The 24,771-nt window shown below is 65.8% G+C and carries 29 protein-coding genes; 5 read left to right on the forward strand and 24 right to left on the reverse strand.

What is annotated here, in order from left to right; genetic code table 11:
- Window positions 1-99: 99 nt before the first annotated feature.
- From ATE64_RS20450 to cynS, 5 genes are all read left to right on the forward strand, one after another.
- A complete protein-coding gene (locus ATE64_RS20450) occupies window positions 100-912 on the forward strand; it encodes an SDR family oxidoreductase (RefSeq protein ID WP_058457574.1) in 813 nt (270 codons plus the stop codon).
- 161 nt (window positions 913-1,073) lie between these two features.
- The gene (locus ATE64_RS20455) at window positions 1,074-2,021 is read left to right on the forward strand and encodes a LysR family transcriptional regulator (RefSeq protein WP_054362428.1); all 948 of its coding nucleotides are present in this window, start codon (window positions 1,074-1,076) and stop codon (window positions 2,019-2,021) included.
- 27 nt (window positions 2,022-2,048) lie between these two features.
- On the forward strand, window positions 2,049-2,639 hold the full coding sequence (locus ATE64_RS20460) for a TetR/AcrR family transcriptional regulator (RefSeq protein WP_054362429.1): 591 nt from the start codon (window positions 2,049-2,051) through the stop codon (window positions 2,637-2,639).
- Window positions 2,640-2,722: 83 nt separating this feature from the next.
- Entirely contained in the window at window positions 2,723-3,421 is a 699-nt protein-coding gene (locus ATE64_RS20465; protein WP_054362430.1) for a cysteine hydrolase family protein, read from the forward strand.
- Between the two features lie 89 nt (window positions 3,422-3,510).
- Window positions 3,511-3,996 (forward strand): cyanase, encoded by a 486-nt coding sequence (gene cynS / locus ATE64_RS20470; protein ID WP_054362431.1) that lies wholly within the window; start codon window positions 3,511-3,513, stop codon window positions 3,994-3,996.
- A 35-nt stretch (window positions 3,997-4,031) separates the two neighbouring features.
- Here the strand turns inward: cynS and ATE64_RS20475 are convergent, their stop codons facing one another.
- The 24 genes from ATE64_RS20475 to ATE64_RS20590 all read right to left on the reverse strand — a co-directional run bounded on the left by ATE64_RS20475 (window position 4,032) and on the right by ATE64_RS20590 (window position 24,403).
- Window positions 4,032-4,265, reverse strand: a complete 234-nt coding sequence (locus ATE64_RS20475; protein WP_054362432.1) for a DUF2274 domain-containing protein — start codon at window positions 4,263-4,265, stop codon at window positions 4,032-4,034.
- A 1-nt stretch (window position 4,266) separates the two neighbouring features.
- Complete coding sequence (locus tag ATE64_RS20480) at window positions 4,267-5,400, reverse strand: TrbI/VirB10 family protein (RefSeq protein ID WP_196490234.1); 1,134 nt, start codon at window positions 5,398-5,400, stop codon at window positions 4,267-4,269.
- 71 nt (window positions 5,401-5,471) lie between these two features.
- On the reverse strand, window positions 5,472-6,500 hold the full coding sequence (gene trbG / locus ATE64_RS20485) for a P-type conjugative transfer protein TrbG (protein ID WP_196490233.1): 1,029 nt from the start codon (window positions 6,498-6,500) through the stop codon (window positions 5,472-5,474).
- The gene (gene trbF, locus ATE64_RS20490) at window positions 6,497-7,180 is read right to left on the reverse strand and encodes a conjugal transfer protein TrbF (protein ID WP_054362435.1); all 684 of its coding nucleotides are present in this window, start codon (window positions 7,178-7,180) and stop codon (window positions 6,497-6,499) included. The genes trbG and trbF overlap by 4 nt, the downstream gene beginning before the upstream one ends.
- Window positions 7,180-8,535: a P-type conjugative transfer protein TrbL gene (trbL, locus tag ATE64_RS20495; RefSeq protein WP_054362436.1), complete on the reverse strand. Its 1,356-nt coding sequence runs from the start codon at window positions 8,533-8,535 to the stop codon at window positions 7,180-7,182. The genes trbF and trbL overlap by 1 nt, the downstream gene beginning before the upstream one ends.
- Window positions 8,536-8,539: 4 nt before the next feature.
- Window positions 8,540-8,911: a putative entry exclusion protein TrbK-alt gene (gene trbK-alt / locus ATE64_RS20500; protein ID WP_054362437.1), complete on the reverse strand. Its 372-nt coding sequence runs from the start codon at window positions 8,909-8,911 to the stop codon at window positions 8,540-8,542.
- A gap of 10 nt (window positions 8,912-8,921) precedes the next feature.
- A complete protein-coding gene (gene trbJ, locus ATE64_RS20505; protein WP_054362438.1) occupies window positions 8,922-9,686 on the reverse strand; it encodes a P-type conjugative transfer protein TrbJ in 765 nt (254 codons plus the stop codon).
- On the reverse strand, window positions 9,683-12,121 hold the full coding sequence (gene trbE, locus ATE64_RS20510; protein WP_058457577.1) for a conjugal transfer protein TrbE: 2,439 nt from the start codon (window positions 12,119-12,121) through the stop codon (window positions 9,683-9,685). Before trbE ends, trbJ begins: the two co-directional genes overlap by 4 nt.
- 8 nt (window positions 12,122-12,129) lie before the next feature.
- A complete protein-coding gene (locus ATE64_RS20515; RefSeq protein WP_058457578.1) occupies window positions 12,130-12,411 on the reverse strand; it encodes a VirB3 family type IV secretion system protein in 282 nt (93 codons plus the stop codon).
- On the reverse strand, window positions 12,411-12,743 hold the full coding sequence (locus ATE64_RS20520; protein ID WP_058457579.1) for a TrbC/VirB2 family protein: 333 nt from the start codon (window positions 12,741-12,743) through the stop codon (window positions 12,411-12,413). The genes ATE64_RS20515 and ATE64_RS20520 overlap by 1 nt, the downstream gene beginning before the upstream one ends.
- Window positions 12,740-13,723, reverse strand: coding sequence for a P-type conjugative transfer ATPase TrbB (gene trbB, locus ATE64_RS20525; RefSeq protein ID WP_058457580.1), 984 nt, complete (start codon window positions 13,721-13,723; stop codon window positions 12,740-12,742). The genes ATE64_RS20520 and trbB overlap by 4 nt, the downstream gene beginning before the upstream one ends.
- 169 nt (window positions 13,724-13,892) lie before the next feature.
- Window positions 13,893-14,327 carry a ribbon-helix-helix protein, CopG family gene (locus ATE64_RS20530; protein ID WP_058457581.1) on the reverse strand — a complete coding sequence of 145 codons (435 nt, stop codon included), beginning with the start codon at window positions 14,325-14,327 and terminating at the stop codon, window positions 13,893-13,895.
- Window positions 14,328-14,334: 7 nt separating this feature from the next.
- Window positions 14,335-16,326, reverse strand: coding sequence for a conjugal transfer protein TraG (locus tag ATE64_RS20535; protein ID WP_058457582.1), 1,992 nt, complete (start codon window positions 16,324-16,326; stop codon window positions 14,335-14,337).
- A gap of 137 nt (window positions 16,327-16,463) precedes the next feature.
- Window positions 16,464-17,204: an SDR family oxidoreductase gene (locus ATE64_RS20540; protein ID WP_156416661.1), complete on the reverse strand. Its 741-nt coding sequence runs from the start codon at window positions 17,202-17,204 to the stop codon at window positions 16,464-16,466.
- 66 nt (window positions 17,205-17,270) lie between these two features.
- Entirely contained in the window at window positions 17,271-17,807 is a 537-nt protein-coding gene (locus ATE64_RS20545) for a TetR/AcrR family transcriptional regulator (RefSeq protein ID WP_197410198.1), read from the reverse strand.
- A gap of 125 nt (window positions 17,808-17,932) precedes the next feature.
- Complete coding sequence (locus tag ATE64_RS20550) at window positions 17,933-19,669, reverse strand: VirD2 family relaxase/mobilization nuclease (RefSeq protein WP_058457584.1); 1,737 nt, start codon at window positions 19,667-19,669, stop codon at window positions 17,933-17,935.
- Between the two features lie 244 nt (window positions 19,670-19,913).
- Complete coding sequence (locus ATE64_RS20555) at window positions 19,914-20,693, reverse strand: lytic transglycosylase domain-containing protein (protein ID WP_058457585.1); 780 nt, start codon at window positions 20,691-20,693, stop codon at window positions 19,914-19,916.
- Window positions 20,694-20,696: 3 nt separating this feature from the next.
- Window positions 20,697-21,032, reverse strand: a complete 336-nt coding sequence (locus ATE64_RS20560) for a DUF736 domain-containing protein (protein ID WP_058457586.1) — start codon at window positions 21,030-21,032, stop codon at window positions 20,697-20,699.
- 35 nt (window positions 21,033-21,067) lie between these two features.
- Window positions 21,068-21,613, reverse strand: a complete 546-nt coding sequence (locus ATE64_RS20565) for a S26 family signal peptidase (RefSeq protein ID WP_058457587.1) — start codon at window positions 21,611-21,613, stop codon at window positions 21,068-21,070.
- Complete coding sequence (locus tag ATE64_RS20570; RefSeq protein ID WP_058457588.1) at window positions 21,610-22,131, reverse strand: DUF2840 domain-containing protein; 522 nt, start codon at window positions 22,129-22,131, stop codon at window positions 21,610-21,612. The genes ATE64_RS20565 and ATE64_RS20570 overlap by 4 nt, the downstream gene beginning before the upstream one ends.
- Entirely contained in the window at window positions 22,128-22,382 is a 255-nt protein-coding gene (locus ATE64_RS20575) for a hypothetical protein (RefSeq protein WP_058457589.1), read from the reverse strand. Before ATE64_RS20575 ends, ATE64_RS20570 begins: the two co-directional genes overlap by 4 nt.
- On the reverse strand, window positions 22,379-23,017 hold the full coding sequence (gene parA, locus ATE64_RS20580) for a ParA family partition ATPase (protein WP_058457590.1): 639 nt from the start codon (window positions 23,015-23,017) through the stop codon (window positions 22,379-22,381). The genes ATE64_RS20575 and parA overlap by 4 nt, the downstream gene beginning before the upstream one ends.
- Window positions 23,018-23,225: 208 nt before the next feature.
- A complete protein-coding gene (locus ATE64_RS20585; RefSeq protein WP_058457591.1) occupies window positions 23,226-24,110 on the reverse strand; it encodes a replication initiator protein A in 885 nt (294 codons plus the stop codon).
- An 11-nt stretch (window positions 24,111-24,121) separates the two neighbouring features.
- Entirely contained in the window at window positions 24,122-24,403 is a 282-nt protein-coding gene (locus ATE64_RS20590) for a helix-turn-helix domain-containing protein (protein WP_058457592.1), read from the reverse strand.
- Window positions 24,404-24,771 lie beyond the last annotated feature (368 nt).

A 24,771-nucleotide genomic window follows, 5' to 3' on the forward strand; every position in this document is an offset into this window, starting at 1 on the left:
GCAACACCGCAAACTCGCCGCCTAATATCAACCCCCAGACGAGGCCCGCACTCCACTAATCTACGCCGCGAGTTGTGCCGAATGTTCTGACGACGGACAATTACCGGAACTTCCTCAGGCTATGGGAAGGCGACCGCACAGCTCTTTCTCGATCAAGGTTGGAACGTCGTTGCGACAATGCGGGCGCCTGACGAAAGCGTGTTCGACAAGCCCGGGGACCGGCTGAAAGTCCTGCCGCTGGATGTGACCAGCGCTGAAAGCATTTCTAAGGCTCTCGCCGATGCCGTCGCCGCCTTTGGACGGATTGATGTGCTGGTCAACAACGCGGGCATCGGCTTGCTTTCCGCGTTCGAGTTTACGCCTGACACCGTAATTCGGGAGATGTTTGAAACAAACACTTTCGGGGTGATGGCGGTCTGCCGAGCGGCAATCCCGCATATGCGCCAGCATGCGGGTGGTGTGATAATCAATGTGACCTCCAGCACGGCGATCGCCCCGATGCCGTTCGTTGCCGTGTATACGGCCAGCAAGTGTGCTGTTGAAGGGTTCACTGAGGCGCTTTCGTATGAATTGGGCCTGGTTGGCATCCGGGCGCGGATCGTAGAACCAGGCCTTGCACCAACGACCAATTTCAGAACGAACAGCGCCAATCGCATTGAGGGACTGACACCACCGCCATACGACGCCTTTGCGCAACGCTATTTCGCCAAGTTGCAAGACTATCCAACCGCGTTCACGAGTGTGAGCGAAGTCTCCGAGGCTGTTTTCGCTGCTGCGACGGAGGAGGGCGATCGGCTGCGCTTTCCGGCGGGCCCCGATACCGCGTTGTTCGCACAATTGCGATGGATGACCTCGGAGGAACATTATTTGGCACAGATGCGGGCGATGTTCGGGCCTGATCTTTCTGAGTAGTGTTTTCTCTATGCGAGTGTCGCTTCTCCACGAGCATCGTAGCCGCATAATTGGCGCCGTCCCGCGGTTCGCGGCGGCGGAAATGCGCAGTCATTCCCTGTTGCGCAGGTCGCGGCTGAGCGTCGGCCGGCCACTGCATCGGCGGGCAGGCGGAGGGGGACATGCCTGACTTGGCTCTTGACCTCCGCTTTCTCCGCTACGCGATTCTGGTTGCGGAACACGGAAGTTTCCGCCGTGCGGCCGATGCGATGAATCTCTCGCAGTCGACGGTCAGCCGTCGAATTCAGTTGCTCGAACGCAGGGTGGGCGTGCCGCTCTTCGAACGCAGCAGGAGCGGAGTGCGGCCGACGCCAGCCGGCGAGCGCTTCATACGGGAGGCTGCATTTGGCGCTGAACACATTCGCCAAGCTGTCAGCAGCCTAAGCATGGAGAAACGAGGCCAGATTGGGGAGTTGAAAATCGGGCTGATGGCCTCGCTCGCCAGCGGTTTCTTGGCCGACGTGCTCGAGGCGTTCCATTTCCGGTTTCCGAACATCGATATAAAGATCGAAGAGGCGACGGCGCAGGCGACTGCCGCCGGCGTGCTAAGCGGTCGGCTCGACGCGGCATTCATTCCCGGCGAGCCGCGTCTTCCCGGTTGCCAGGCGATGCATCTCTGGGGTGAACCTCTATACGTCGCAGTTTCAAAGCACCATTCCATGGCGGCACGCGTCGGCGTCAATTGGGAGGATCTCCGCGACGAGACATTCCTTGTCGCAGCGGACGTTCACGGGCCTGAGGTCGAGGCGATCATCGTGCGGCAGCTTTCCGGTTTGGGTTTTCATCCGCGGATCTCGGTGCAGCGGGTTGGCCGCGAGAACCTCCTCAACATGGTGGGCATGGGATTCGGCGTGACCTTGGCTGCGACCTCCACTCAGGGCGCCTCCTATCCCGCGGTCATCTTCGTTCCGCTTGCCGAAGGGGGCGAGGTGTTCAACTCAAGCGTTGTTTGGTCGACAAACAACGTCAATCCCGCGCTTAAGCGTCTGCTGGACCTTAGCGCATCGATCGCAAAAACGCACCAGCGGCGGTCCTCAACGGTCCTAGAGGCCATTCAACGGTTGACATAACGAGATGACTGGTCATTTATTAACGTCATGCCACGTCCACCGAATCCAGAAGTTCGTTCGCGCCTCATCGAAAAAGGCGCAGAAATCATCCATCGCCTTGGCTTCAACGGCTGTGGCGTGCAGGATATTACTGCCGCTGCCGGAGTTCCGAAGGGATCGTTTTACAATTACTTCGAAAGCAAGGATGCGTTCGCGGCAGCGATACTCGATGAATACTGGCGCGCAATCGAATCCAATTACGTGTCCATCCTGGAAGACGATTTCGTTAGCCCGTTAAAGCGCGTCGAGAGACACTTTTCGGAGTTGATTGAGTATCATGAGCGACAGAAATTCACGTTTGGCTGTCTGATCGGCAATCTCGCGCTTGAGCTTGCGGCGCAGAGCTCGATTGCACGATCAAAGCTGAAAGCTCTCCTGAGGACTTGGACAGCCGCCCTTGCAAAGTGCCTGTCGGCCGCGAGCGAAGCGGGAGAGCTTCCCCTCGCGCGCGAACCCCAGGACCTTGCGGCGACGCTCATCGAGGCCTTCGAGGGCGCGGTGATGGTGGCCAAGGTCGAGCAAAGCGGAAGAGCTCTGAGGCGATTTGGCACTGTTGCCCTGCCTCGGCTCCTCGCGTGAAAATCGTGTCGTATTAATAGACGACCAGTCACTTTAATACGTCGCCAGCAGATGGCGCCTTCCTCTTCTGAAAGGAGAAGATCATGACTGAACTCTACGCAGATCCCGAAAATCCGGTGCTTCCAAAAAGCACGTTTCAGCTCGACCTGAAGCGAGCTGCCCTCGTGGTGATCGATCCGCAGAACGACTTCTTACATCCCAGCGGTGTGAGCTGGCCGTTCTTCGGCGAGAGCGTTGTCGAGAACAACACCGTGTCGCACATCGGCCAACTGTTCGAAGCCGCGAAGGCAGCGGATATCACCGTCGCCATCTCGCCCCACTTCTACTATCCATGTGACCATCATTGGCAGTTTGGCGGTCCACTGGAAAAGACCATGCATGCGATCAACATGTTTGGTCGCAAAGGCCAGTTTACCGTGGAGGAATTCGAGGGATCGGGCGCGGATTTCCTCGAAGACTACAAAAAGTACATCCACGACGGCAAAACCATCATTGCCTCGCCGCACAAGGTCTACGGCCCCGAGACGAACGACCTCATTCTCCAACTGCGCAAACAAGGTGTGTCACAAGTCATCCTGGCCGGCATGGCCGCCAATCTGTGCATTGAAGCGCATTTGCGGGAACTGATCGAACAGGGCTTCGAAGTGGTGGTCGTTCGCGATGCGACAGCCGGCCCTCGCGTTCCGGAGGGCGACGGCTACCTCGCCGCCCTGGTGAATTTCCGGTTCCTCGCGCACGGCCTTTGGACGACCGCGGAAACCGTCTCACAACTGAAGGGCTGAGACGCCCGCACCTGCGCACATGTCCCTGTGGTCCCGGCATTGCCGGGACCGCATCCCGTTAGCGATCATCAAAGAAGGAGAACGGATCGATGAGGCGTGAGGAACTGACCGAAAAGATATTGGACATCAAGCGCGAGCGAGGCTGGTCGTGGAAACACATCACCGGAGAGATCGGTGGTGTGTCCGAGGTGCTGATCATCGGCGCTTTGCTCGGGCAGATGAAGCTGATCAAACCGCTCGCGAAGAAGGCTGCGGCGCTGTTCGGCCTGTCGGAGGCAGAAGAGCGTATGCTGAACGAGGTGCCATATCGAGGCATGCCCATGCCGCCGACGGACCCCCTGATATATCGCTTCTATGAAATGGTGATGGTCAACGGCCCCGCGTGGAAGGCACTCATCGAGGACGAGTTCGGCGACGGCATTATGTCCGCAATCGATTTCGACATCACGTTCGAGCGTGAGCCGAATCCAAAAGGTGATCGAGTGAAGATCGGAATGTCGGGCAAGTTTCTTCCCTATCGCTACTACGGAAGCGAGCAAGGCATTCCCGAATATGGCTATAAGGAACCCGAATGATCGTTCGCCGGGGCTCCCTTGGGCCCTGCCGACGATCAAGAGGAAGTAACGTGCCGCGCGCGACGTGCCTTGGCGAAGCCGCGATCGGTCGCGATGAAGCGTTCGATCATAGGCGCAATCAGACGTGTTGGATCGGCGACCGGCTGGCCGGTCTCGCGGCCGTGAACCTCAGCGTAAGCGACAAGATCCCGATAGACCGTCGCCGGTAATTCCGCCGTCACCTTCACGGGCTTGTCGTCGGCTATCATGCCGAGTTTCAACTTGGTCACATCAGCCTCCGTAGGGCTCGAGAATAAGATCACGGGTTACGATCACCCGGACCGGGAATCCGGGTCGGATGGTGAGCGTCGGGGCGATGTTGAGCTGCCGCCGGATGATCTGCTGGCCTGCGTCGTTGATCGTGTCTTGGCCGCCGTTGCGGATCGCCTGGATCAGCCGGTCGTCATCATTGGTGGCCAGTTCGGCGCCGACGCTCAGGAGCGTCGAGAGACCGGCGGCCTTGGCGAGATCCCACCAGTGATAGTCGACGCCGTCCTGCAGGCCGGCATAGCCCTCGGCGTCGGCGCCGGGCTGGCGCTCCAGCACGATGCTGCGGCCGTTCGGAAAGATCAGCCGATTCCACACGAGCAGGACGCGGCTCTGCCCGAACTGGACGTTGTTGTCATACTGGCCGATCACGCGCGTGCCCTGCGGGATCAGGAGGATCCGGCCTGTCGGGCTGTCATAAATGTTCTCGGTGACCTGGGCGGTGATCTGGCCCGGAAGGTCCGATCGAACGCCGGTGATGAGAGCGGCCGAGATGACGGCGCCGGCTTGAAGGATATTCGGAGAGGCCGGCGCGGCGATGCGGTCGGCCGCAACAGTGCGTCGGTCGACCGGCGCGTTGAGAAAGGCCTGCTGCCGATCTTGGGCGCTCGGCGTTGCCGGCGGCGGCGCGAGCCCGAGGCTGGCGAGGTCCGGTGGCGCCTGGTTCGGCGTGTTCGCCGTGACCGGCGCGGCATTGCGCGCCTCCGCCGCCGCGAACAGACGGCTGGTGCGGGCGGTCTCGATCTCCTGGAGCCGGCGCTGCTCCTCGGCGCTGAGGCCGGGCTGCGGAGCGGCGACGCCGGGATTGGGCACGGGCTGGCCGCGGTTCTGGGCGCTGACGATCGGCCGGCCGAGGTCGCCCGGCAGCGGCGGGCCGAGCTGCGGCACGCTGCTATAGTCGCGCGGCAGGCCCTGGAGGCCATCCGCCGTGTTGCGGTTGTCGGTTGAATAAAGCTCCTCCGGCGCCCGGCCGCCGTTGCGAGTCTGGAGCGCATAGACCAGCGCACCGCCGATCCCGAGGCTGGCGACCAGGCCGAGCCCGGCGAGCACCTTGCGCGACAGCCGCGTCACGCGCGGCGCATCCGCGCGCAGCCGCATCGGCGCTGCCGCTTCGGGCGCCGATCCGGTCAGCGGCGCGGCCGCATCCTCTCCCTCGTTCCGGTCTTCGCTCACGACGCCGGCCTCCCGTCGGTGCGGGTGATCCGGACACGCTTCTGATTGTCGCCGGAGCCGAACCGCAGCTCGGCGGCGGCGAACAGCCGGTCGACGATCATGTAGTTGGTGCGGACGCGATAGTTGACCAGCTCCGACGTCTTGCCCTCCGGGCCGACGACGAACAGCGGCGGCATCTCGCCCTGGCCGACGCCGCGTGGGAATTCGATGAAGACTTGCCGGCCGTCGTCATAGGCCCGCAGCGGCCGCCATGCAGCACGGTCGCCGGTCACCTCGTAGCGGAAGTTCAGCCGTGCGAGATCGACGCCGGTGGCCACCGGCTGGGTGGCCTGCGCCTCGGCATTCTGCCTGCGGAGCGCGATGAGCTGGTCCTGCGGATACTGCCACGAGACCGAGGCCATATAGGTCCGCTCGGTCGAGCGCAGCTCCATATGGTAGGTGCGTAGATTGGTGTTGATGACCAGGTTGGTCATCAGATCCGCGCGCGTCGGCTTGACGAGGATATGGACCTGCAGCGTCGCGCCGGCGCCGCTCTGCGTGTCGCCGATAATCCAGCGGACCGTATCGCCGGCCGCGACCGGCCCTGAGCCGACGAGCTGCTCGCCGGGTTGGAGCGCAATGTCGGTGATCTGCCCGACGGCGGTGTAGACCTGATAGAGCGCCCCTTGCGTGAAGGGATAGACCTGCATCGAGTTGATGAAGCCGTCGCGCACCGGCTGAATACGGGCGGCGGCGTTGGCCTGGTTGACGCGCGCGGTGGGATCGGCCGGCTCCGGAGCGCGGCGCGATTCCTCGACCGGCTTCATCTGACCGGGCAGCGGCAGCGGTCGCGGCAGCTCGACGACCCGGACCGGCGCGGGAGGATCGACGGTCTGCACGGCGGCCGGAGCGTCGTCGTAGCTGATTTCCGGCGGCGGCGTCGCGGTGGCGCAGCCGGCGAGCGCCGTCGCCGACAGCAGCAAAGCCGCAAATGTCTGAATGCGCAAAGCCGGCCTTCCGGCTTTACGGAAATACGGCTTTGTCATTGCCCCAGCTCCCGTGACCATGAGATTGCGTTGACGTAGATCCCCAAGGGATTGGCCCGCAGCCGGTCGGCATTGCGGGGAATCTGGACGACGATCGTGAGGATCGCGGTCCAGCGCGTGGTGTCGGCGAGCTGGCCGTTCTCATACCGGCGCTCCGTCCAAGCGACGCGGAACGAGTCCGGCGACGCACGGATGACGCTCGAGACATCGACGGCGATCTGCTGGCGGCCGACCTTGGTGAAGGGATCGTTCGAGCGCGCGTAATCGTTGAGTGCGGCCGCGCCGCGATCTGTCGTGAAGTCGTAGGCGCGTAGCCAGTTCTGGCGGACGATGATCGCGTCGGCTGGGATCGAGCGGACCTGCTCGATGAAGCGCGCCAGGTGGAAGGCGATCTGCGGATCGGTCGGCTGGTAGTCGGCGGTCGCAGGCGCAATCGCTTGCGCCTGGCCGAGCCGGTCTGTCTGCACCACCCATGGCACGACGGTTCCCCGAGCTGACTGCCAGACCAGCGCAGCGGCGAAGCCGGCGCTGAGGAACAGCGATCCGAAGGCCATATAGCGCCAGTTCCTCGCCTGGACGCGGGCCGAGCCGATACGGTCGTCCCAAACCTGGGCGGCGCGCTGATAAGGGGTCTCGGGCTCGGGAGCCTTTCCGTAATGCGTAGAGGGTCTTCGGAACATCAGCGGTCGCTTTCAGAGAGGTTGATGGAAGAGCCGCCGCCATGGCTGTCGCCGCTGCGGACGGCATGGACGGTGGTGGAAACGGCGTGGCTCATCTGCTGGGAGCGTTTCATGCGCTGGGCCCAGGCGGGCGGCGTGTTTGAATTGCCGGCGGCGGGCGCGGCCTCGTCTGAGCCGCCGCCGATGGTGCCCATGGTCGAGGAGCCGCCGGTCGCCTCGAAGGCGGACTTGGCGCCCTCCGAGAAACTGGAGCGCATGCTTTCGGTCGAGCGTTCAGCGGCGCGGCGGAGCGGCGATGTTGCAGCGGAACCGGCGGCCCGGGCGACGCCGCCCAGGCCACTGGCCACACCTGAGGCGCCCGACTGCCCTGCGGCGCCCAGGCTGTAGGCGGTGGAAGCGCCGCCCGCGAGGGCGGCGCCCCCGCGAGCGGCGGCGGCCGCGCCTCCTGCCAGCGCGGCTCCTCCGGACGCCACCGCTCCAACCGTGGCGGCGCCTGCGGCGACCATGCCGCCCGCGGCTAGGCCGGTTCCGATGGCGGCGCCCGCGCCGAGCTGGGGTCCGCCAGAGACGAGACCGTTGGCGATGCCCGGACCGAAGATGCCAAGACCGAGCAGCGTCAGCGCCGCGAGCACGATGGCCATGGCCTGATCGATGGTGGGTGTTGCCCCGCCGAAGCCGGCGGTGAATTCGGAAAACAGGCTCGACCCGATGCCGATGATGACGCCGAGGACGAGCACCTTGATACCTGAGGAGATGACGTTGCCAAGCACACGCTCGGCCATGAAGGCGCTCTTGCCGAACAGCCCGAACGGGATGAGCACGAAGCCCGCCAGCGTGGTGAGCTTGAATTCGATCAACGTCACGAAGAGCTGGATGGCCAAAATGAAGAAGGCCAACAGCACCAGCGCCCAGGCGAGCAGCATCACCGCGATCTGGATGAAGTTCTCGAAGAAACTCCAGTAACCCATGAGATCGGATATGGAATCGAGCAGTGGCCGGCCGGCATCGAGGCCGGTCTGGGCGACGCGGCCGGGCCGCATCATGTCGGCGACGGTGAAACCGGTGCCGGAGGCTTTCAGGCCGAGGCCAGCAAAGCTCTCGAAGATGATGCGGGCCAGGTTGTTCCAATTGCCGATGAGGTAGGCAAAGACGCCGACGAACAGCGTCTTCTTCACCAGGCGCGCCATGATGTCTTCGTCGGCGCCCCAGCTCCAGAACAGCGCGGCGAGCGTGACGTCGATCACGATCAACGTCGTGGCGATGAACGCAACTTCGCCGGAGAGAAGCCCGAAGCCGCCGTCGATGTAGCGGGTGAAAACTTCCAGGAAGTGGTCGATGACGCCGGTGCCGCCCATGATCTCAGCGCGCCTCGTTCGTGTGGGAGTCGACGGCCGGCACGGGCTCCTTGACGATGGGCTCGCGCGTGACCGGCGGATTCTGCGGGATGTCCTGCGGACCGGGCGCCTGCGGCGCCGGCTGCGACGGCGTGAGGAAGCGGTCGCGGTTCTCCGCCCAGGTCTGCAGGCACTCGCTGTCGCTGGTGCCGGCCTCGCCGAGCCGCTGGCAGCGGCGCAGCTTTGCCTTCAGCGGATCGGCCGCCGCTTCCGCGGGCACCGCGATGCTGCGGTAGATCGGCGGCTCGTCCTTGCGGGCGAGTTCGATGGCGGTGGCGGTGACGGCGAAGGTCACGAAGAAGATGGCGCCGATGCGCGCGAGGATCTTTCCGTCCATCGTCGCGCCCTCAGTTGCCGTTCTGGAACATCTGCGCGTTGCCGGGCTGGTAGCCCGAGCCCGGCGTCAGGAAACGGCGGCGCTGCTCGCGGCCCTGTTCGGCGGCCGCCGACCGCTCGGCTTCGGCGAGCGCCTGGGAACGGCCGTTCGCCGAGACGACGGCGGTCAGGTCCGCGAGCTGCTGGGCCTGGAGTGCGAGAAGCTGGTTGCCCGCCTGGGTGGCCTGCAGCGCGCCGGTGGCGCCCTGGCTCTGGCCGACCAGCGCCGACATCTGGGTGCGGTTGGTGTCGATGTTGCCGACCACGCCGGCCTGGACGCGCATGGCGTCCTGAAGGCCGGAAACGGTGTTGTTCCAGCGCTCTTTCGCCTGGGCGATGAGCTGCTGATTGGACGCGCTCATCGAGGCGCTTCCGGCCCCGTAATTGGTGCGGAACGCCTGATCGATGTTCTGGACATCGTAGGCGATCCGCTGCGCCTGCTGCAGAAGCTGTTGGGTGCGCTGGACCGATTGCTGGAGCTGTTGCAGCGAGGAGAACGGCAGGCTCGCGAGGTTGCGGGCCTGGTTGATCAGCGAGGTGGCCTGGTTCTGGAGCGAGGTGATCTGGTTGTTGATCTGCTCCAGCGAACGCGCCGCCGTCAGGACGTTTTGAACGTAGTTCGTCGGGTCGTAGACGATCCATTGCGCCGAGGCCGGCGCGACTAGCACCGGCGACGCAGACAAAGGGATGGCGAGGACGGCGGCGGTGATCGCCGCGCGGGGAATGCGCAGTTTCATGGCAGGCTCTCCAGGTTGGTGAGGTCGGGAATGAGGTCGACCGCCCATGTCGCGCCGCGCAGCCGCAGCCAGGCGGCGAGGAATCCCTTGCGGCCATGCTCGGTGACGATGCGGTCTATGGCGGCCTGGTCGGTCTTCGACGAGGCGGCGCAGAGCGCCAGCGCGACGTCGGACAGGCCCAGCTCGAACAGGCGATTGCCTCGGCGGGACTGGCAGTAGTAGTCGCGCTTGGGCATCGCCCGCGCGAGGATCTCGATCTGGCGCGAATTGAGCCCGAAGCGCTGATATATCGCCGTGATCTGCGGTTCGATCGCGCGCTCGTTCGGCAGTAGCAGCCGGGTCTGGCAGCTTTCGATGATGGCTGGCGCGATCGCCGAGCCGTCGATGTCGGAAAGCGACTGCGTGGCGAAAACGACGCTGGCGTTCTTCTTTCTGAGCGTTTTCAGCCACTCGCGGAGCTGGCCGGCGAAGCCCTCATCGTCGAGCGCGAGCCAGCCTTCGTCGACGATGATGAGCGTCGGCTCGCCGTTCAGCCGGTCCTCGATGCGATGGAAGAGATAAGCGAGGACCGCCGGGGCCGCATCGGTCCCGATGAGGCCTTCGGTCTCGAACGCTTGCACCGTGGCGCTGCCGAGATGTTCGCTCTCGGCGTCGAGCAACCGGCCATAAGGCCCGCCGACGCAATAGGGTCTGAGCGCCTGCTTCAGGTCGTTCGACTGGAGCAGCACCGCCAGCCCGGTGATCGTGCGCTCGGCGACCGGCGCCGAGGCGAGCGACGTGAGCGCCGTCCAGATCAGCTCCTTGACGTCCGGTGTGATCGCGACGCTTTCTCGTGCTAGGATTGCGATGATCCAATCGGCAGCCCATGCCCGTTCCGGGGTCTCGTCGATGCGGGCGAGCGGCTGGAGCGAGACGCTGTCGGCCGAGCCTTCGGTAAGCCCGCCGCCAAGATCGTGCCAGTCGCCGCCCATAGCGATGGCGGCGGCGCGGATCGAACCGCCGAAGTCGAAGGCAAAGACCTGTGCTTGGCGGTAGCGGCGGAACTGCAGCGCCATGAGCGCGAGCAGCACCGACTTGCCGGCGCCGGTCGGGCCGACGACCAGCGTGTGGCCGACGTCGCCGACATGGATGGAAAACCGGAACGGGGTGCTTCCCTCGGTCTTGCCAAACAGCAAGGGGGGCGCACCGAGATGGTCATCCCGTTCCGGACCCGCCCACACCGCTGATAGCGGGATCATGTGGGCAAGGTTCAATGTGCTGATGGGAGGTTGGCGGACGTTGGCGTAGACGTGGCCGGGCAGCGAGCCGAGCCAGGCGTCGGCGGCGTTGATGCCTTCGGGCATCGCGGTGAAGTCGCGGCCTTGGATGACCTTCTCGACGAGCCTGAGTTTTTCCGCCGCGATGCGGGGATCGTTGTCCCAGACGGCGATCGTGGCGGTGACATGGGCCTGGCCTGCGAAATCCGCGCCCAGCTCTTGCAGCGCCAGGTCGGCGTCGGCGGCCTTGTTGGCGGCGTCGGTGTCGACGAGCGTCGAGGCCTCGTTGGTCATCACCTCCTTGAGGATCGCGGCGATCGACTTGCGCTTCGAGAACCACTGCCGTCGGATTTTCGTGACGAGCCTGGTGGCGTCGGTCTTGTCGAGCAGGATCGCCCGGGTCGACCAACGGTATGGGAATGCGAGGCGGTTCAACTCGTCCAGGAGCCCTGGCGTCGTGACGGTCGGGAACCCGACGATGGTCAGGATACGCAGATGCGCTTCGCCGAGCCGCGGTTCGAGCCCGCCGGTCAGCGGCTGATCGGCGACCAGGGCATCGAGATACATCGGCGTCTCGGGCACGCGAACGCGGTGGCGCTTGGTCGATACGGTCGAGTGCAGGTAGGTCAGCGTCTCGACGTCATCGAGCCAGGCGCATTCCGGCATGAAGGCTTCGACGAGCTGCAGGATGCGGTCGGTGCGGTCGACGAAGCCGCGCAGCGCCTCCCACGGGTCGACGCCGCGATCGGCCTTGCCCTCGTAGAGCCAGCTTTCGGCGCGCGCGGCGTCCTCGGCCGGCGGCAGGTAGGCGAAGGTGATGAAATAGCTGGACTCGTAGTGGGCCGCGTCCTCCTCGAAATCCGCCTTGCGCTCGGCATCGACCAGAGCGGATGCGGCATCCGGAAACCGGCTCGCGGGATAGGCGCCGACGGCATGGCGCTGTGCCTCGACGAAGATTGCCCATCCGCTGCCGAGGCGGCGGAAGGCGCTGTTGAGGCGGCCGGCGACGGCGACCAGCTCGGCCTGCACGGCGGAATCGAGGTCGGGACCACGGAAGCGCGCCGAGCGCTGGAACGAACCGTCCTTGTTGAGGACGACGCCGGGGGCGACAAGCGCCGCCCAGGGCAGGAAATCCGCAAGGCGGGTCGAGGTGCGGCGATATTCGGCGAGGTTCATCATGGCGGGCCTCAGACTCCGAGATGGCCGGGGATGCGCAGGTGCCGACGTCCGACGTCGACGAACTGCGGGTCGCGCTTGGCCGCCCACACAGCGGCAAAGTGGCCGACGGCCCAGACCGCAAGGCCGACCAGCCAGAGGCGCAGGCCGAGACCGAGGGCTGCGGCGAGCGTGCCATTGAGGATGGCGATGCTCCGGGGTGCGCCGCCGAGCAGGATGTGCTCGGTCAAGGCGCGGTGAACCGGAACGGTGAAGCCAGGCACGTCGCCGCCGCTCTCGATCGGTCCGGCCATCAGACGAGCGCTCCGCCGCCGAAGCTGAAGAAGCTGAGGAAGAACGAACTGGCCGCGAAGGCGATCGACAGACCGAAGACGATCTGGATCAGGCGCCGGAAACCGCCGGACGTATCGCCGAAGGCCAGCGTCAGGCCGGTGACGATGATGACGATGACGGCGAGGATCTTGGCGACCGGTCCCTCGATGGATTCGAGGATCGATTGCAGTGGGGCCTCCCACGGCATCGAGGAGCCGGACGCGTGGGCGGCGGGCGCCAGCGCGAGGCTGACGAACGCGACGGCCGCGAACGTGCGGATGTGGCGCTGAATGCGCAGGACGTGACGGATCATGAGGGGTCTCCTTCGGGGGGCTGGGTTGCGGGGGTGACGCGGTAGTCGCCGCTGGGTCCGAGCCCCTCGACGCGGCCGAGTTCGGCGAGACGTCGGTTCGAGCCGCGTCCGGAGAGGACGGCGACGAGGTCGATCGTCTCGGCGATCAGCGCGCGCGGGACGGTGACGACAGCTTCCTGGATGAGCTGTTCGAGGCGCCGCAGCGCGCCGAGCGCGGTGCCGGCGTGAATCGTCCCGACACCACCCGGATGGCCGGTGCCCCAGGCCTTGAGCAGGTCGAGAGCCTCGGCGCCGCGTACCTCGCCGATCGGGATGCGGTCAGGCCGCAGGCGCAGCGAGGAGCGCACGAGGTCGGACAGCGTCGCGACGCCGTCCTTGGTCCGCATGGCGACGAGGTTCGGCGCGGCGCATTGCAGCTCGCGGGTGTCCTCGATCAGGACGACGCGATCCGAGGTCTTGGCGACCTCGGCGAGCAGCGCGTTGGTGAGCGTGGTCTTTCCGGTCGAGGTGCCCCCGGCGACCAGGATATTGCGGCGGTCGGCGACGGCCTGACGCAGGATCTCGGCCTGCACGGGGGACATGATGCCGGCGGCGACGTAATCCTGCAGCGTGAAGACGGCGACCGCCGGCTTGCGGATGGCGAAGGCCGGGGCCGCCACGACGGGCGGCAGCAGGCCCTCGAACCGCTCCCCCGTTTCCGGCAGCTCGGCCGAGACACGCGGATTGCCGATATGAACCTCGGCGCCGACATGGTGCGCGACCAGGCGCACGATCCGCTCGCCGTCCTCCGGCGACAGCGTCTCGCCGGTGTCCGACAGCCCCTCCGAAAGCCGGTCGATCCAGAGGCGGCCGTCGGGGTTGAGCATCACCTCGACGACGCTGGCGTCGCTCAGGAATCCGGCGATGGCGGGGCCAAGGGCCGTCCGCAGCATGCGGGCGCCTCGAAGTATCGCTTCAGATTTCTGGTGCGAATCGGCCACGTTGTCCCCGTTCTTTGCGGGACCGCGTCAGGCCGCCCCTGGATCGGGGATGAGTAAGAGAACCGGAAATCGGCCCTCGGCAACAGGTGTCAGGGCGTAGTAGCAGTGTAGCGTGCAGAGACAGGGAAACGGAGGAACTGCCGATTACTTGAGTTGCCGCAATCGCTGCTTATTGCGCGTCGCGCGCGGGCTCGATGTCCTCCGAAATCTCCTGACGGAGCTTTGGCCCCTTGGCGAGTCGGCGGCCGAGCGCAGCGACGAAGGCGTCGTAGCGTTCTCCAGCCTGTGCCCGGGCGGCGGCCTGGGCCGGTTCGGGCAGCGGCGGGTTCGAGGTCAGCCAGAAGCGCACGAACACCGCCAGCATCTCGACCGAAATCCCCATGTCGCGCTCCATGCGGGTCATGCGGCGGTCGAGCTGGTCGAGGCGTTTGGTGGTCGCCGCTTCCTGCCGCTCGGCCGCGTCCGGCGACAGGAAGGACGCGATCGCTGCCTCGGCGACCAAAGAGCGCGATTGATCGCGGCGTGCGGCATGGGCGACGAGCGCCTTCATCACCTCGGGTTCGAGATAGACCGACAGGCGCTGTTTCTTCGACGGATCGGCCATGGGCGTCTCACAGCTCCATGCCGTCGTTCGGGTCGAGCGAGACCTGACGCGCGACGCCCTGCATCACCTGGTTGGCGCGGCTGATCCGAGCGGCATCCTCGTCGGCGTCGTCATCGAGCCCCACCTCGAATTCATTGTCGATCGGCGCCTTCTTCTCGACGGGCGCTGCGCGGTTCAGCTCGGGCTGATGGCGTCGCTCGGAGCCGGTCGGATCTTCGTCGCCAGCGTCGGCCGCCGCGTCGGCCCCGGCGAGCGCGGCGACTGGGCGGGCCGGAACCGGCAGCCTGGTCCAATCGTCGGAGCTGGGTCGGTTCGACTTGGCGAGCGTCGGTGGCGCGACGATCCGCTCCTTGAAGCGTCGGTCCTCGAAATAGCGGGCCTTCTTCGCGCGGATCGGCGGCGTGCCCGCGACCATGACGATCTCGTCGGCCGGCGGGAGCTGCATCACCTCGCCGGGGGTCAGGAGCGGTCGCGCCGTTTCCGAGCGCGACACCATCAAGTGGCCGAGCCAGGGCGACAGCCGATGGCCGGCATAGTTGCGCATGGCCCGCATTTCGGTCGCCGTGCCGAGCGCATCGCTGACCCTTTTCGCGGTCCGCTCGTCGTTGGTGGCGAAGCTGACGCGCACATGGCAGTTGTCGAGGATCGAATTGTTCGGCCCATATGCCTTTTCGATCTGGTTGAGCGACTGCGCGATCAGGAATGCCTTCAGGCCGTAGCCGGCCATGAAGGCCAGCGCGGATTCAAAGAAGTCCAGTCGCCCGAGCGCCGGGAATTCGTCGAGCATGAGGAGCAGCCGATGCCGGTTGCCCTTAGCGTGCAAGTCCTCGGTCAGGCGCCGGCCGATCTGGTTCAGGATCAGGCGGATGAGTGGCTTCGTCCTGGCGATGTCGGATGGCGGCACGACGAGGTAGAGGCTGGTCGGATGCTTGGCGCCGACGATGTCTGCGATGCGCCAGTCGCAGCGGCGCGTCACCTCCGCCACCACGGGGTCCCGGTACAGCCCGAGAAACGACATGGCGGTCGACAGCACGCCCGACCGCTCATTGTCTGATTTGTTCAGCAGCTCGCGGGCCGCCGACGCGATGACCGGGTGCGGACCGGCTTCGCCGAGATGGGCCGTCTTCATCATCGCCGCCAGCGTCGACTCGATCGGCCGCTTCGGATCGGAGAGAAAGGCGGCGACGCCGGCGAGCGTCTTGTCCTCCTCGGCATAGAGGACGTGCAGGATGGCGCCGACCAGCAGCGCATGGCTGGTCTTCTCCCAGTGGTTTCGCTTTTCGAGCGAGCCTTCCGGATCGACCAAAATGTCGGCGATGTTCTGGACGTCGCGCACTTCCCATTCGCCGCGGCGCACCTCGAGCAGCGGATTGTAGGCGGCCGATTTCGCGTTGGTCGGATCAAAGAGCAGCACCCGACCGTGGCGGGCGCGGAAGCCGGCGGTGAGCGTCCAGTTCTCGCCCTTGATGTCGTGGACGATGGCCGAGCCCGGCCAGGTCAGCAGCGAGGGCACGACCAGGCCGACGCCCTTGCCCGATCTGGTCGGGGCGAAGCACAGCACATGCTCGGGCCCGTCATGCCTCAGATAGGCGTGGTCGAACTTGCCGAGCACCACGCCATCCTCGCCGAGCAGACCGGCGCCGCGCACCTCGTCGGCGCGGGCCCAGCGAGCCGAGCCGAAGGTCTCGGCGTTCTTCGCCTCACGCGCCCGCCAGACCGACATGCCGATCGCAACCGCGATCGAGATGAACCCTCCGGAGGCGGCGATATAGGCGCCCTCGACGAAGATCGGGGGCGCATACGCATCATAGAAATACCACCACGGGAAGAAGGACCAGGGATAGTAGACCGGCCAGTCGCCGAGCATGAACCAGGCCGGGCCGAGCTGCGGTTGGAAGCCGAGCTTCCAGGCCGTCCATTGTGTGGCGGCCCAGGTCGTCAGCAGGACGATCGCGAAGACGGTGAGGATCTGACCCCAGAGTATTTTCGTAGCAGACATCGACGCTCACCAATTGCATTTTCGCAAATTGGTGAAGAGCTGCGGCGCTATTCAATACGTGTCGTCATCATGTCGTACTGTAGCGCAAGGTAGCGAGAAATTACCGGTCTTCGACCGCCAATACGTGCGATCAACGTTCACAGCACGAACCCGCCATCGATAGTCAGGCTGGCGCCCGTCATATAACCAGCCTGATCGCTCGCAAGGTACGATATGAGGCCCGCAATCTCCGCCGGCTGTCCAACCCGGCGAAGGGGAATCATCTCTCGCAATTGTGGAATCATCCCCGCCGTCATGTCCGTCTCGGTCGGACCAGGCTGGATGTTGTTGACGGTGATTCCACGCGGAGCGAGATCGAGGGCAACGCCCTTTGCCATCGATGCGACAGCCGCCTTGGTCATGGCATAAACGCTGGCGCCCGGTGTGCCTGTGCGGACTGCAGTGTTGCTGCCGATCGTAATGATACGACCTCCGTCGCGCATGTGGCTGGCGGCAGCTTGGATGGCGAGGAAAACGCCCCGAACATTGACGGCCAGCATCAGGTCGAGATCCTCCAAAGTGAAGGCGTCCACCGTTGCTATCCGAATGATCCCGGCATTGACGACGACGACGTCGATCTGTCCAAGAGCCTCCGCGGTTTGCGCCGTGGCAGCTCGGATCGCCGTTGGATCGGCACTGTCAGCCCTTATCGAGAGCGCCGTCCCTCCCGCCGCCTCGATGGCGGAGACGACCTCTGCCGCCTTGTCCGGGCGCGACACATAGGTCAGAGCCACCGCGAATCCGTCTGCGGCCAGTCGCGATGCCGCGGCGGCGCCGATGCCACGCGATCCGCCGAACACCAGCGCTGTCCGGCGTTCCGTCCTTGATCCATTGCTCATGAAGAGTCCTTTCTTGATCGATCAGTGCATAACTAGGTGTGGTTCTACGCAGACCATGCCGATCCCCTAGTGAGATCGCAGGCGGTCGGTGGCGAAGTCGGCCATGCGGCGTAGTTCCTCCAAGCCACCGCCGCCACGCGCGGCAAGCTGAATTCCCGCCATGGTCAACTGAATGAAATTCGCTGCTTCCCCGGGGGTGAAGGTGGGGTCGATCTCTCCATTCGCCTGACCTTCGCTGAGTCGCTCGGCAAGCCGCTTGTTGATGGCCATCCCGACTTTGGTCCTTAGTTCGCGAAGTTCGGGATCGGATGCCCCGAATTCGCCGACCGAATTGACACCCATGCAGCCCATCGTCCTGAGCCTGTCGTCCTCGTCGATGAGTCCGATGAGCAGATCGCGGACGCCGGCTAGTGGTGAAATGGCGCCGTTCAGCCGCTTCAGGTGGCCGCTCGTCGTCTCTCGCTGATAGGTCTCGAGCGCTTCCACATAGAGCCGTCGCTTGTCGCCGAAGGCGTGGTAAAGACTCTGCCGCCCAATTCCCATTGCTTGGATGAGGTCTTCCGTCGACGTGGCGGCATAGCCCTTCGCCCAGAAGGCCTTCATGGCTTCCTTCAGGGCGACTTCCCGATTGAACTCTCGCGGTCTGGCCATGAACGCGGTTTAACCGTTATGCACTGATCAGTCAATAACGGCTCGCATGACTTTCATCGGCGAGCGACGTCAATTCCCTAGAGGCCGATTCCCCGCTGCCGGCCGAAGCTCCAGTCGACGCCGCCGTCGCCGCGGGCGACGCCCGAGACGTGACGGCCGAGCTGCTTTTCAATCGATGGTGTCCAAGGCACAAGGCTGAAGCCCAGGCCATCGTCGATCATGGCGAAGCGGCCGGTCGCGAGCGTGAGGCGCCGCTGATAGGTGCCGGTGACGTACTCGCCGGCCTCCGACTTGACCTGGGGTCGACCGGTCTCGGCGGTGATGCGGGCGGCAACTGCCTCCAGCTCGCGCCGGCGCAGCGTGTCGATCAGTCCGGGCTGGAAGCTGACGCCGCGCTTCTGGCGCTCGGCGAGGCCCTGACCGACGAGATGCTCGGCGCGGCGATCCATGGCGTCGCGCACCTCGGCGCCGAAGCCGCCGCCGAGCGCCACGGGCTCGCGGGCGATGGCCTGCCGGTCGAGCCAGGTCGCACCGGTCGCGGTGACCTGCCGCTCGATGTCGATATCGGAGCGCACGGCGATCGCGACGCGACGACGGCCCTGCGCATCGTCGAACTTGCGCAGCTCGACGATCGAGCCCGGCGCGCTGTCGCCGGCCGCGTCGAGGTCGGGCAGCTTGATATGATGGGTGCGGCCGTCGATGCCGTCGACAACGGCGAACGCCGTGCCCTTCAGCTCGTCGTCGAGCCCGCGCGCGACCAGGCGGCCGATGACGGGATCGTTGAGGCTTTCCGACGCGAGCACGTAGCTCGCGGTGCCGCGTGCGATGCCGCGCTCGGTCAGGCCATGATGGATGCGCTTGATGATGTCGCCGCGCTCGCCCAGCTCGCGCAGCGTCGCCTCGGCCTTCTCGGAGATCGTCCACTGGCCGGGGCCGATTTCATCGGCGAGGCCGAGCCCTTCGAGCTTGCGCAGCCGCCCGACTTTGAGCGCGCGGAATTCGTCTGGCCGGCGATCGGCATGCGGTGCGAGATCGATGACGCCGGTGCGATAGGCATCGCGGGCGAACTGGCGATCGAGATTGGTCCAACGATCGGCGTCGATCTGACGTTCGAGGGTGCGCCGGATCTCCTGATCGGTGCGCGGCCCCAACTCGTGGGTGATGAGGTCGCGCGCCCGGTCGCGCATGCCCTCTTTTATGTAGTCGCGCGAGATGACCAGGTCCGAACCGTCGTCGCGCACGCCGCGCACGATCAGGTGGACATGGGGATGCTCGGTGTTCCAGTGATCGACCGCCGCCCATTCGAGCTTGGTGCCGAGATCCTTCTCCATCTGCCCGACCAGCTCGCGCGCGAAGCCTCTGAGGTCGGACATCTCCACGGCGTCGTCCGGCGAGACGATGAAGCGGAAGTGATGGCGGTCGCCCTCGGCGCGCTCGGCGAACGCCTTGGCGTCGACATCGTCGCCGCCGGGACCGAACATTTGGGCCTTCTCCCCGTCACGGGTGACGCCGTCGCGCTGGAGATAATTGAGATGGGTGGCGAGCGGCGCGTTGCGGCCGCCATGGCGGAGCACACGCGCCTTGATCACCGCGCCGCGCGAGCGCGCCGTGATCAAACGGTTCGCCTGGATCGAGGCGCGTTGGCCGCGCCCGAATCGGGAGCGCGCGCCGGGCCCGATCTTCCCTTGCCGGGATACGCTGCCGCCAGCCCGCTGCGCCGCCGCCAGCGCCTGGGCGATGAAGGGCCGCACCCGCTGGGCGCTGGTTGAACGGATGCGGCCGGGCCGGATGCGGAATTCGTTCTCGTCGGTCACGGCTGAGGCCCCGCACATCGCGCGAAGCCGATGATTTTGTTGATGAAAGCGCCGGAGCGCAGGCTGCGCCGATCAGGCGCACCTCGCGAAATCGCGGCATAAGTCCTTGAAAAAGCACAACCGAACCAAGGCGCACATCGCGCCCTTTTATCCTGCCATCGTGCGGTTGTGCTTGCGGCTTCCCCTCCCGACACCCTCCAAGATGCGCCGTGGTTCGCCGTTGTGCGATGGAGTGCAAACCGGCTCATCGGGGACCTGCAGGGTCTCGCCGGGAGACGAAGAGGCCGCCGGCCGGTGCTGCCTCTGCCGCAGCGTCACGCGGCCGGACTGCGGTGTCGGTGTCGCGCGGTTGTTGTTCGGACTGCGCTGGAGCCGCCGCCGAGACGCGTTCGGCCGCACCGATGAAGAGCGGTGCGCGCGTCCAGGCCAGTGGATCGGCGACGGCAACAGTGACGGTGGCCGCCGTTGGTTCGCCGCCTGCAAGGGGGGCGAGCTGGGCGGCGTAGGCGCGCGTTTCCGCAGGCAATGCGCGACCGCCGGCGAGGAATTCCTCGTAGCGTCCTGGCCCGGCGTTGTAGGCCGAGAGGAAGCCCGGCGAGCCGTATTTGTCGTAGAGTTCGCGCAGATACGCCGTGCCCGCGAGAATGTTGTCGCGCGGGTCGAAGGCGTCCGTGCCGAGGCGATACCGGGTGCGCAGCTCTGCCCAGGTATCGGGCATGATCTGCATCAGCCCCATCGCGCCCTTGGGCGAGATGGCACGCACTTCGTTGGCGCTTTCGACCCGCATGACGGCGCGAATCCAGGCGACCGGAATGCCGAAACGCTGCGAGGCCTCCGCGACGAAGGCAGCGAACGGGCCGCCTGCCTCGGGCTGCGATAGCGGCACCGACTGCGCGAAGCCGTGCGACGTCAGCCCGGCGGCCAGGGACAGGCCGGAAAGGAGAAGGAGGAGCAGCCGGTGAGCGGCGCGGGTTCGCCGCGCGCCGCCCTGGTGCTGCCCCCGCTGCTGCTGCGGAGCGCGCACCGATCAGTCCTCCCTCTGCGGCTTGGTCGGGCGCGTCCAGTGCAGGCCCCAGGCGGAACCTTCGTCGTTCGAACGGAAGAGGTTGGCGCGCAACGGCCGGGGGAAAAGCGGGCTGTCGAACTGCGCGGAGACGTAGTCGCCGGCACGTTCGCCGACGTGTTTCCAGCCGGCGCCGACCTCGACGCCTTCCTCGCTGCCGAGCAGGATTCGGAAGTCCGGCGCGTTCTCGGCGTCCGAGGGTTCGGCGGGAACGAAGACGGCTTCGACGTCGATGCCGAGCGCGAGGATGCGCCCGGCATAACCGCTCCGGGTGCGTGTGAATTGTCCGATCTGGGTCATGGTGGTCTCCTTTGGTTTGGGGTGGACGCGGAAACTCAGTGGGTCGGCGCGCCCCAGACGTAGCGGCCGTCGCCGTCTTCATCGGTCCAGACCGGGAGCGCCCGGCCGATGACGGCGCCGACGGGCATTGGCCCGAAATAGCGCCCGTCCAGGCTGTCGCGGACGGCCCAGTTCATCAGGAAGAGTTCGCCCCCGGCGATGCGGCGGCAGCCCTGCCAGTCGGGCAGCGGACGGCCGAGATGATCGCGGTCGAGCGCGTCGCCCATCGGCGCGCCATCGACCGTGATGGCGTGATCGCGGCGGCAGACTTCTTGTCCCGGAAGGCCCGCGACGCGCTTCATCAGCGGGACGCCGCGGCCGATATACCCGCGCTCCACCATGAAGTCGGCGAATGCCTCGGGCGCGCGGACGGCGACCAGATCGGTCACCGCGAGGTGACGCGGGTGGTCGATGCGATAGAGCCCGATCGGTGTGCTCGCCGAGGCGTTCCAGATGAAGGTCTTGGGGAACTCGACGAACGAAGCGATCGCGATCCCCATGGTCATGAAATAGGTGACCATAACGTAGCCGAAGCGGCTCATGACCCGACCCTCCGACGCAGGAGGAACGCCCGGTGATGGTCGTGCGTGTAGGTGCGCGGCTGATGGCCGGCGGCCATGCGGTTGTGGATGTGGCGCCAGTGATCCATCGAGACCTCGGCGGGATCGACGCCGATCGCCTCGATGGCGTCGATCATCTGCAGCACGCGCTCGACCTTCGGCCAGCCTTCGACCTTCAGCAGCACATCGGCGCCGGGACGGACGAAGGGAACGGTCTGGCGCGGCTCCACCGGCAGCGTGGCGCGCAGCACGTCGAGAGTGGACGCGACGGTGCCGAAGTCGTTGGCGGCCCAGCGCACGAAGGCGAACACGCTATCCGGCGCGAAGCGCAGCACGCGCCGCCGACGGTCGAGGATCTGCTCGCCGGCCTCGCGGCCGAACCTGATCCAGTTCTCGACGCGCTTTTCGATCCAGGTGAGTTCGACTTCGGTGAGGATGTTTGGCGGCGGCGTGGTCGGTCTCGGTTCGCCGCGCGCATGGGTGGCGCCGGGGCCGGTCATGTCGCGTCTCCTTCGGTGGCTGGAAATTCGCGCGCGAGCAGCTCGCGCAGCATGTCGGCCACGGTGACGCCGCGCTGGAAGGCGGCGATCTTGATCCGCGCCCGCTGTTCGGTGGTCACGTCGATGGTGAGCCTGGCCGTGAACGCGTTGGCGTCGGTGACGCGGGCGGCGGGCGTGTCGGCTGACTTGATCCAGCTTTCCGGATCGCCCGGTCGGCTGGCGAAGCCGCGCTTCGGAGAGGACACGGTCACGGCGCGATCCTCGCGATCTCGGTGGCGAGTGCGGCGATCTCACGCGCGGCCGGGCTGTCGGCGTCCAGCTCACTGACGAGCCGTCCAGTCTGTGCGGTGTCGGCGAAGGCGACCCGCTGGCCGATCGTCGATGCGAGCAGCGGCGGATCATGGTCGGCAAGCGTTTCGGCCGTCTCACGGGCGATGACGGTGCGCGCAGCGCAGCGGTTCAGCACGAAGCGCGCGGCGAGCTGCGGCCGGTAGATGCGGGCCTCGCTGAGGAGCGAGAGCATTTCGGCGCTCGCCCATCCGTCGAACGGCGACGGCTGCACCGGGATCAGCACTAGGTCGGCGGCGAGCAGCGCCGAGCGCATCAGCCCGGCGACGCGCGGCGGACCGTCTATGATGACGTGGTCGACATCACGCGCCAGCTCGGGCGCTTCCCGATGCAGAGTGTCGCGCGCCAGGCCGACGACGCCGAAGAGCCGCGGCAGGTTCTCGCGCGTCCGCTGCTGCGACCAGTCGAGCGCAGAGCCTTGCGGGTCGGCGTCGATGACCGTGACGCGCTGCCCTCGCTGTGCCCATTCACCGGCAAGATGGAGCGCCAGCGTCGTCTTTCCCACGCCGCCCTTCTGGTTGAGGAGCGCGACGATCATGACGGTCTCCCGGTGATCGGGGACTCGTCCACAACTGCGCAAAAAGCGGTTTGCGTTAGAAAGATTCCGAAGGAATCTAGGTTAGAGAAGTTACGAGGCTCGCAAGTTGCTGATTCAGCGAGCGGATTCGACGATTCCGGTCCCCGATAGCACGAGGATCGGGTCCTCGATGGCACGATGAGTCCGGTCCCTGATAGCACGAGACGATTCACAGCTTATCCCCAGGGTGCATGGTCGAGCGGCGGCGCTGGCGAGAGATGCCGAGCGCGTGCGGGTCGATGGGTTTGAAGGAGAGGATTTCGGGCGCGCCGAGGCACTGCTCGATGGTCAGGCGGTAGCCCGGCAGCGGCTGGCGGCGGACGATGTCGCGCAGGTCGTAGGCGAAGTGCTTGAGCGGCGAGAGCGAACCGGACTTGGCGTGCAGATGCGGGAAATCGAAGCTCCAGCCGAACTCCTGTTTGCCGCCGTGCTTGCGCACGAGGCGGTAAAGCCAGCGCTCCAGTCCGCCCGTCAGGCCGAAATAGTCGCGGTCGATCGTGAGCACGAGCGCGTCGTCAAGGACGGCGGCGTAGAACCAGTCCGGCACGATCAGTTCGAGCCCAAGCGGACGTCCGCGTGCGTCAGCGCGCTCTTTCCACTCGTTGATCCAGGAGAAGCGGTGCAGTCGCCGTTCGGTCGGCTGGCGGATCGACGTCGCCACTGTTGTCGACTGGAGACGGTCGAGCGCGGCCTTGAGCCGGTCATAGTCCCGCAGGCTGACGCCGCGGCCGATGAACTGCAGAATCTCGTAGGGTGTGGTCGCCATCAGACGCGACGGCCGAAGACCGTGGTCGCGCGCCTCAACGATCTGCGAGGCCGCCCAGATCAGCACGTCGGCGTCCCAGATGGTGGCCATGCCGTGCTCGGGGACGGCCTCGACGCGGATGACGATGGAGCCGGCCTTGAAGTTGATCGGCGCCAGCCGCTTCGACTTGCCGAGCGCAAAGAACGGGTACGCCATCAGGTCCTGCGCGTCGCGCGGCGCGAGATCGCCAGGCAGCGCCCGGAAGAGATCGAGCTGCTCGCGTTCACTTCTGTGATGGCGCGCCGACATCCGCTGGCTGCTCAGCGCTGTGGCGCGTGGCTGCCTGCCGCGCCGGTCGGTTCGTGACGCTTCGCCGGCAGGATCGCGTCGCTGTCAGCGGTCGAGTTCTTGGTGCCGCGGTTGGCCCAGGCCTGTAGGTCGGCGATCGCGTAGACGACGCGGCCGCCGAGCTTCTTGAAGGCCGGGCCGGTGCCGTAGGTGCGGTGCTTTTCGAGGGTGCGGCCGGACAGACCGAGGAAACGTGCTGCCTCGGGCGTGCGCAAATAGCGGGGAGGGACTTGGACGGTTGTGCTTTCGGCCATGATCGAAGCTCCGTGCGGTGCTGGGGGGCCGCCGGATGTCGGCGGCGGTTCCAGCGCACGGTCGTTCGCTCAGGCGAGATTCACGATGTCGAAGATTTCCGGGAATAATCGACACCCCTTCGCGCTCTTGGTCAGTATCTGACGAATCACGGATAAAAGTCGCCCATCGGGATCTCGTCGGATCTGCGAACGTGTCGGATGCCAAAGCCGGGCCCAGCCCGCCACTCAGCGGGAAGCTACGATTGATCATCACAAGCGGGGATAGCTGCTGACGTGACCCCCTGATTTTCCTCCACGAGCGATTAGAGTCTGGCCTGAAGGAAGGACAGACGATGAAGCGCAAGAGGTTTACCGAGGAACAGATCATT

This window comes from Sphingopyxis sp. H073, assembly GCF_001468395.1.
GTDB lineage: Bacteria > Pseudomonadota > Alphaproteobacteria > Sphingomonadales > Sphingomonadaceae > Sphingopyxis.